The sequence below is a fragment of the Hydrogenophaga electricum genome (assembly GCF_030160815.1).
Taxonomy (GTDB): domain Bacteria; phylum Pseudomonadota; class Gammaproteobacteria; order Burkholderiales; family Burkholderiaceae_C; genus Hydrogenophaga; species Hydrogenophaga electricum.
In genome coordinates this window covers 1-6,278 of sequence record NZ_BSPB01000097.1, presented here as the reverse complement: position 1 = coordinate 6,278, position 6,278 = coordinate 1, and the positions used below count along the sequence as shown (strand labels likewise).

The 6,278-nt window shown below is 61.9% G+C and carries 13 protein-coding genes; all 13 read left to right on the top strand.

The window, feature by feature from the left end:
• Positions 1 to 125, top strand: a 125-nt coding sequence (locus tag QQK43_RS22505; protein WP_479723912.1) for an EF-Tu C-terminal domain-related protein, incomplete at its 5' end; no start/stop codon positions are given.
• 9 nt (positions 126 to 134) lie between these two features.
• Entirely contained in the window at positions 135 to 449 is a 315-nt protein-coding gene (gene rpsJ / locus QQK43_RS22500) for a 30S ribosomal protein S10 (RefSeq protein ID WP_066157716.1), read from the top strand.
• A 211-nt stretch (positions 450 to 660) separates the two neighbouring features.
• Positions 661 to 1,323: a 50S ribosomal protein L3 gene (gene rplC / locus QQK43_RS22495; protein ID WP_234267127.1), complete on the top strand. Its 663-nt coding sequence runs from the start codon at positions 661 to 663 to the stop codon at positions 1,321 to 1,323.
• An 11-nt stretch (positions 1,324 to 1,334) separates the two neighbouring features.
• The gene (rplD, locus tag QQK43_RS22490; RefSeq protein ID WP_284309534.1) at positions 1,335 to 1,955 is read left to right on the top strand and encodes a 50S ribosomal protein L4; all 621 of its coding nucleotides are present in this window, start codon (positions 1,335 to 1,337) and stop codon (positions 1,953 to 1,955) included.
• The gene (gene rplW / locus QQK43_RS22485; protein ID WP_234267124.1) at positions 1,952 to 2,266 is read left to right on the top strand and encodes a 50S ribosomal protein L23; all 315 of its coding nucleotides are present in this window, start codon (positions 1,952 to 1,954) and stop codon (positions 2,264 to 2,266) included. The genes rplD and rplW overlap by 4 nt, the downstream gene beginning before the upstream one ends.
• 2 nt (positions 2,267 to 2,268) lie before the next feature.
• Positions 2,269 to 3,093, top strand: coding sequence for a 50S ribosomal protein L2 (rplB, locus tag QQK43_RS22480; protein ID WP_234267122.1), 825 nt, complete (start codon positions 2,269 to 2,271; stop codon positions 3,091 to 3,093).
• 12 nt (positions 3,094 to 3,105) lie between these two features.
• Positions 3,106 to 3,381 carry a 30S ribosomal protein S19 gene (gene rpsS / locus QQK43_RS22475; RefSeq protein WP_234267121.1) on the top strand — a complete coding sequence of 92 codons (276 nt, stop codon included), beginning with the start codon at positions 3,106 to 3,108 and terminating at the stop codon, positions 3,379 to 3,381.
• Positions 3,382 to 3,392: 11 nt separating this feature from the next.
• Positions 3,393 to 3,728, top strand: a complete 336-nt coding sequence (rplV, locus tag QQK43_RS22470; protein WP_234267120.1) for a 50S ribosomal protein L22 — start codon at positions 3,393 to 3,395, stop codon at positions 3,726 to 3,728.
• Positions 3,729 to 3,743: 15 nt separating this feature from the next.
• Complete coding sequence (rpsC, locus tag QQK43_RS22465; protein WP_284309533.1) at positions 3,744 to 4,610, top strand: 30S ribosomal protein S3; 867 nt, start codon at positions 3,744 to 3,746, stop codon at positions 4,608 to 4,610.
• Positions 4,611 to 4,612: 2 nt separating this feature from the next.
• Entirely contained in the window at positions 4,613 to 5,029 is a 417-nt protein-coding gene (gene rplP / locus QQK43_RS22460; RefSeq protein WP_234267117.1) for a 50S ribosomal protein L16, read from the top strand.
• 12 nt (positions 5,030 to 5,041) lie between these two features.
• Positions 5,042 to 5,242, top strand: a complete 201-nt coding sequence (gene rpmC, locus QQK43_RS22455) for a 50S ribosomal protein L29 (protein WP_234267116.1) — start codon at positions 5,042 to 5,044, stop codon at positions 5,240 to 5,242.
• An 11-nt stretch (positions 5,243 to 5,253) separates the two neighbouring features.
• Positions 5,254 to 5,523 (top strand): 30S ribosomal protein S17, encoded by a 270-nt coding sequence (rpsQ, locus tag QQK43_RS22450; RefSeq protein WP_234267115.1) that lies wholly within the window; start codon positions 5,254 to 5,256, stop codon positions 5,521 to 5,523.
• Between the two features lie 126 nt (positions 5,524 to 5,649).
• Entirely contained in the window at positions 5,650 to 6,159 is a 510-nt protein-coding gene (locus QQK43_RS22445; protein ID WP_284309532.1) for a peroxiredoxin, read from the top strand.
• Positions 6,160 to 6,278 lie beyond the last annotated feature (119 nt).

Genomic DNA, 6,278 nt, shown 5'->3' with positions numbered 1-6,278 from the left:
GCGACAACGTGTCGATCACCGTCAAGCTGATCGCCCCCATCGCCATGGAAGAAGGTCTGCGCTTCGCCATCCGTGAAGGCGGCCGTACCGTCGGCGCTGGCGTCGTGGCCAAGATCATTGCCTAAGGAACAACCATGTCCACCAAGCAAAAGATCCGCATCCGCCTGAAAGCGTTCGATTACAAGCTGATCGACACGTCCGCTGCCGAAATTGTCGACACCGCCAAGCGTACCGGTGCGATCGTCAAGGGTCCGGTGCCCCTGCCGACCCGCATGAAGCGTTTCGACATCCTGCGTTCGCCGCACGTCAACAAGACCAGCCGCGATCAGCTCGAAATCCGCACGCACCAGCGTCTGATGGACATCGTCGACCCGACCGACAAGACGGTCGACGCTCTGATGAAGCTGGATCTGCCGGCCGGCGTCGACGTCGAAATCAAGCTCCAGTAACACTGGGTGGCCTGACCGGCGACGGCCGGGCCTTGCACAAAAAAAGCCCACTGGTTATACTGGCGGGCTTTCCGGTCTTTGGACCGGATTTTTCGCATGCCGATGCGGCGGGTTCGTTGAGAACGCGATGTGTCGACCCCGACCTGGAAGCCTTTGGGCTGGCCAGGCCAACATCAGCCCCGGCCAATTGAAGTCGGGAACGGAGAAAACAATGAGTCTTAGCAACTCCCTCGGGTTGTTGGGTCGCAAGGTGGGCATGATGCGTCTGTTCACCGATGACGGGGACGCAGTGCCTGTCACGGTGGTGGATGTGTCGAACAACCGTGTGACACAAGTCAAAACCGAAGCCAACGACGGCTACGATGCGCTGCAGGTCACTTTCGGCCAGCGTCGCGCCTCCCGCGTCACCAAGCCCGAAGCGGGCCATCTGGCCAAGGCCGGTGTCGAAGCGGGTGAAGTCATCAAGGAATTCCGCGTGACCGCCGAAGTGGCCGCCCAGTACCAGCCGGGCACCACCGTGGCAGCCAATGCCGTGTTCGCTGCGGGCCAGAAGGTCGACGTGCAAGGCACCTCGATCGGTAAGGGCTACGCCGGCACCATCAAGCGTCACAACTTCAGCTCGCAGCGCGCGTCGCACGGTAACAGCCGTTCGCACAACGTGCCGGGCTCCATCTCCATGGCCCAGGATCCGGGCCGCGTGTTCCCGGGCAAGAAGATGACCGGTCACATGGGCGATGAGACCAAGACCATCCAGAACCTGGACCTGTTCCGCGTGGATGAAGCCCGTCAGCTGCTGCTGATCAAAGGCGCCATCCCCGGTTCCAAGGGCGGTTTCGTGACCGTTCGCCCTGCCGTCAAGGCCAAGCAAGCCTGAGGAGCCCATTGATGCAAGTCGAACTCCTGAACGACCAGGGTCAAGCCGCGTCCAAGCTGGACGTGCCTGAGACCGTGTTCGGTCGTGACTACAACGAATCGCTGATCCACCAGCTGGTGGTGGCCTACAAGGCCAATGCCCGTCAAGGTACGCGTGCGCAAAAAGACCGGGAAATGGTCAAGCACTCGACCAAGAAGCCGTTCAAGCAAAAGGGCACCGGCAACGCTCGTGCTGGTATGACGTCTTCCCCGCTGTGGCGTGGGGGCGGCCGTATCTTCCCGAACAGCCCGGACGAAAACTTCACCCAGAAGCTGAACAAGAAGATGTACCGCGCCGGCATGGCCTCCATCTTCTCGCAACTGGCCCGTGAAGGCCGCCTGGCCGTGGTGGACTCGATCAAGGTCGATTCGCCCAAGACCAAGCCGCTCGCCGCCAAGTTCAAGGCCATGAACCTGAACCACGTTCTGGTCATCGCTGAGGAAGTCGACGAGAACCTGTACCTGGCCTCGCGCAACCTGCCCAATGTGCTGGTGGTCGAGCCCCGTTACGCCGATCCGGTGTCGCTGGTGCACTTCAAGAAGGTGATCGTCACCAAGGGTGCCATCGACCAGCTCAAGGAGATGTTCGCATGAGCGCCGCCCAATTCGATGAAGGTCGCCTGATGCAGGTCCTCGTGGCACCGATCGTGTCCGAGAAGGCCACGCAGGCTGCCGAAAAGTCCAATGCCGTGCTGTTCAAGGTGCTGCAGGACGCTACCAAGCCCGAGATCAAGGCCGCCGTCGAACTGCTGTTCAAGGTCCAGGTCAAAGGCGTTTCCGTGCTCAACCAAAAGGGCAAGACCAAGCGCTTCGGCAAGACCGTGGGCCGCCGTGATCACGTGCGCAAGGCGTACGTGACGCTGGCTGAGGGTCAAGAGCTGAACTTCGGTGGGGAGGCCGTCTGATCATGGCAGTCATCAAGATGAAACCAACTTCGCCAGGCCGTCGCGGCATGGTGAAGGTCACGCGCGACCACCTGCACAAGGGCGACGGTTTTGCGCCGCTGCTGGAACCCCAGCACCAGAAGTCTGGCCGCAACAACAACGGCCACATCACGGTGCGCCACAAGGGTGGTGGTGCCAAGCACCATTACCGTGTGGTGGACTTCCGTCGCAACAAGGACAACATCCCGGCCAAGGTCGAACGCATCGAGTACGACCCGAACCGCACGGCGCACATTGCGCTGCTGTGTTATGCCGATGGCGAGCGCCGCTACATCATCGCCCCGCGCGGCGTTGAAGTCGGTGCCACGCTGCTGTCTGGCGCTGAGTCGCCCATTCGCGTGGGCAACACCCTGCCGATCCGCAACATCCCTGTGGGTTCGACGATCCATTGCATCGAGCTGCAAGTCGGCAAGGGTGCGCAGATCGCGCGTTCGGCCGGTGCCTCTGCCGTGCTGCTGGCCCGTGAAGGCATCTACGCCCAGGTCCGTATGCGTTCGGGCGAAGTGCGCAAGATCCACGTGGACTGCCGCGCCACCATCGGTGAAGTTTCCAACACCGAGCACAGCCTGCGCCAGATCGGCAAGGCCGGCGTGAAGCGCCACATGGGCATTCGCCCGACGGTTCGTGGTACCGCCATGAACCCGATCGACCACCCGCACGGTGGTGGTGAAGGCAAGACCGGCGAAGGCCGCGCTCCGGTGGATCCGTGGGGCAACCTGACCAAGGGCTACCGCACCCGCAACAACCGCCGCACGCAGTCGATGATCGTCTCGCGTCGCAAGAAGTAAGGGGTTGACGAAATGACTCGTTCTCTCAAAAAAGGTCCCTTCGTTGACCACCACCTGCTGGCCAAGGTCGAAAAGGCCGTGTCCACCAAGGACAAGAAGCCGGTCAAGACCTGGTCGCGCCGCTCCATGATCCTGCCCGAGTTCATCGGTCTGACGATTGCCGTGCACAACGGCAAGCAGCACGTGCCGGTCTACATCACCGACCAGATGGTCGGTCACAAGCTCGGCGAGTTCTCCCTGACGCGCACCTTCAAGGGCCATCCGGGCGACAAGAAAGCCAAGAAGTAAGGATCACCATCATGACTACTGAAACCCGCTGTGTCGTCCGCGGCGTGCGCCTGTCGGTGGACAAGGGCCGTCTGGTGGCCGACCTGATTCGCGGCAAGAAGGTCGACCAGGCTCTGAACATCCTGGCCTTCACGCAGAAGAAGGCCGCTGGCATCGTCAAGAAGGCGCTCGAGTCGGCCATCGCCAACGCCGAGCACAACGACGGCGCTGACATCGACGAACTGAAGGTCAAGACCATCTACGTCGAGCAAGGCACCACGCTCAAGCGTTTCACGGCCCGCGCCAAGGGCCGCGGCAACCGCATCAGCAAACCCACGTGTCACATCTACGTGACGGTCGGCAACTGAAGAGGTCACTGGAACATGGGACAGAAAATCAACCCGACCGGCTTCCGCCTGGCTGTTTCCCGCAACTGGGCCAGCCGTTGGTATGCCAACAACCGTGACTTCGCCGGCATGCTGGCCGAAGATATCAAGGTGCGCGAGTACCTCAAGGAAAAGCTCAAGAACGCCGCCGTTTCGCGCGTCGTGATCGAGCGTCCGGCCAAAAACGCCCGCATCACCATCTACTCGGCCCGTCCGGGTGTGGTGATCGGCAAGAAGGGCGAGGACATCGAGAAGCTGAAGAAGGATCTGGCCGTCAAGCTCGGCGTGCCGGTTGCCGTCAACATCGAAGAAGTGCGCAAGCCCGAAATCGATGCCAAGCTGATCGCCGACTCGATCACCCAGCAGCTCGAAAAGCGCATCATGTTCCGCCGCGCCATGAAGCGCGCCATGCAGAACGCCATGCGTCTGGGTGCCCAGGGCATCAAGATCATGTCTTCCGGTCGTCTGAACGGCATCGAAATTGCCCGTACCGAGTGGTATCGCGAAGGTCGTGTGCCGCTGCACACCCTGCGCGCCGACATCGATTACGGTACCTCCGAAGCCAAGACCACCTACGGCATCATCGGCGTGAAGGTGTGGGTCTACAAGGGTGACACCCTGGGCCGGAATGACGCGCCTTCGCTGGACAGCACGCCGCGCCCCGAAGGCGAAGAGCGCCGTCCGCGCGGCCCGCGCCGCGAGCGTCCGGCTGGCCCGGCTGCCCGTGCCGCTGTGCGCCGTGGCGGCAACGCTGCGCCGGCAGATGGCAGCGACAAGCCTGCCGAGGCGACCGACAAACCCGCCGTTAAGCGCGTTCGCAAAGACGCACCCGCAGGGGCACCTGCGGACGGCAAAGGAGAATAAACATGCTGCAACCTGCTCGTCGCAAATACCGTAAAGAGCAAAAGGGCCGCAACACGGGCGTCGCCACCAGTGGCGCGACCGTGGCGTTCGGTGACTTCGGCCTGAAGTCCACCGACCGCGGCCGTCTGACGGCCCGTCAGATCGAAGCCGCTCGTCGTGCGATTTCCCGCCACGTCAAGCGTGGTGGCCGCATCTGGATCCGCGTGTTCCCCGACAAGCCGATCTCGAAGAAGCCCGCCGAAGTCCGTATGGGTAACGGCAAGGGTGGTGTGGAGTACTACGTGGCTGAAATCCAGCCTGGCAAGGTGCTGTACGAAATCGTTGGCGTGCCCGAGCAACTTGCTCGCGAAGCCTTCGCCCTGGCTGCGGCCAAACTTCCCCTGCGCACCACCTTCGTGGCGCGCATGCTGGGTCAGTGATTCAGGAGAACATTGATGAAAGCTACTGAACTGCGCCAGAAGGATGTGGCCGGCCTGGAGGCCGAAGTGAAATCGCTGCAAAAGGCCCATTTCGGCCTGCGCATGCAGAAGGCCACGCAACAGTTGAACAACACCGCCACGCTGGGCGACACCCGCCGCGCCATCGCTCGTGCCAAGACCGTTCTGGCCGAGAAGCAACGCGCCGCCAAGTAAGGAGTGACGAAATGACGGAAGCCAAAACATCCCTCAAGCGCACCCTGGTTGGCAAGGTGGTGAGCGACAAGCGTGCCAAGACCGTGACCGTGCTGGTTGAGCGCCGCGTCAAGCACCCCATCTATGACAAGATCGTGATCAAGTCGAGCAAGTACCACGCTCATGACGAAAACGGTGACTACAAGATGGGTGACCTGATCGAGATCACCGAAAGCCGTCCGCTGTCCAAGACCAAGAACTGGGTGGCTACCCGCCTGGTCCAAAAGGCTGCGCTGGTGTAAGCCTGTTCGGCCCCCGGGCCAGCAGACTGCCGAAAAGCGACCGAGAATCTCGGTCGCTTTTTTCATTTTCGGGTCCCGGCGGCCCACCCCGGGCGAAGGCCCAGTCACAGTGATGAGGAGATTTTCATGATCCAGGTTGGCGACAAGATTCCCGCCATGACGCTGATGGAGTTCAGCGAGGTCGAGGGCAACGGGTGCAGCATCGGTCCGAATCCGGTGGACACCGCCCAGGCCAGCGCGGGCAAGACCATTGCGCTGTTCGCGGTGCCGGGTGCTTTCACGCCGACGTGCTCGGCCAAGCATGTGCCGGGTTATGTTGAGCGTTACGACGAGCTCAAGGCCGCGGCTGTCGACGAGATCTGGTGTCTGAGCGTCAACGACGTCTTTGTGATGGGCGCATGGGCGCGTGATCAGAAGACCGGGAGCAAGGTCCGGATGCTGGCCGACGGCAGTGCGGCATTTGCGCAGGCGACGGGCCTGACGCTGGATCTGACCGCGCGTGGCCTGGGCCTGCGCAGCAACCGGTATTCCATGCTCGTCAAGGATGGTGTGGTGCGCACCCTTAATGTCGAAGGGCCGGGGCAGTTTGAAGTCAGCGACGCAGACACGCTGCTCGCCCAGGCCAAAGAGGCCTGATCGGGAACGCGTTGCGGGGCGCTAGCAGGCTGTTGAATTTCGCTCCCATAAAACCTGGCATTCAGGAGCATCGTTGTAGATACTGACTGCTCGCTCAACAAGGAGTCCAGACGATGCGA

Bases quoted from the DNA above. Each gene is read 5' to 3' on its own strand.
- rpsJ (WP_066157716.1), top strand. From the start codon at position 135: ATGTCCACCAAGCAAAAGATCCGCATCCGCCTGAAAGCGTTCGATTAC.
- rplC (WP_234267127.1), top strand. From the start codon at position 661: ATGAGTCTTAGCAACTCCCTCGGGTTGTTGGGTCGCAAGGTGGGCATG.
- rplD (WP_284309534.1), top strand. From the start codon at position 1,335: ATGCAAGTCGAACTCCTGAACGACCAGGGTCAAGCCGCGTCCAAGCTG.
- rplW (WP_234267124.1), top strand. From the start codon at position 1,952: ATGAGCGCCGCCCAATTCGATGAAGGTCGCCTGATGCAGGTCCTCGTG.
- rplB (WP_234267122.1), top strand. From the start codon at position 2,269: ATGGCAGTCATCAAGATGAAACCAACTTCGCCAGGCCGTCGCGGCATG.
- rpsS (WP_234267121.1), top strand. From the start codon at position 3,106: ATGACTCGTTCTCTCAAAAAAGGTCCCTTCGTTGACCACCACCTGCTG.
- rplV (WP_234267120.1), top strand. From the start codon at position 3,393: ATGACTACTGAAACCCGCTGTGTCGTCCGCGGCGTGCGCCTGTCGGTG.
- rpsC (WP_284309533.1), top strand. From the start codon at position 3,744: ATGGGACAGAAAATCAACCCGACCGGCTTCCGCCTGGCTGTTTCCCGC.
- rplP (WP_234267117.1), top strand. From the start codon at position 4,613: ATGCTGCAACCTGCTCGTCGCAAATACCGTAAAGAGCAAAAGGGCCGC.
- rpsQ (WP_234267115.1), top strand. From the start codon at position 5,254: ATGACGGAAGCCAAAACATCCCTCAAGCGCACCCTGGTTGGCAAGGTG.
- QQK43_RS22445 (WP_284309532.1), top strand. From the start codon at position 5,650: ATGATCCAGGTTGGCGACAAGATTCCCGCCATGACGCTGATGGAGTTC.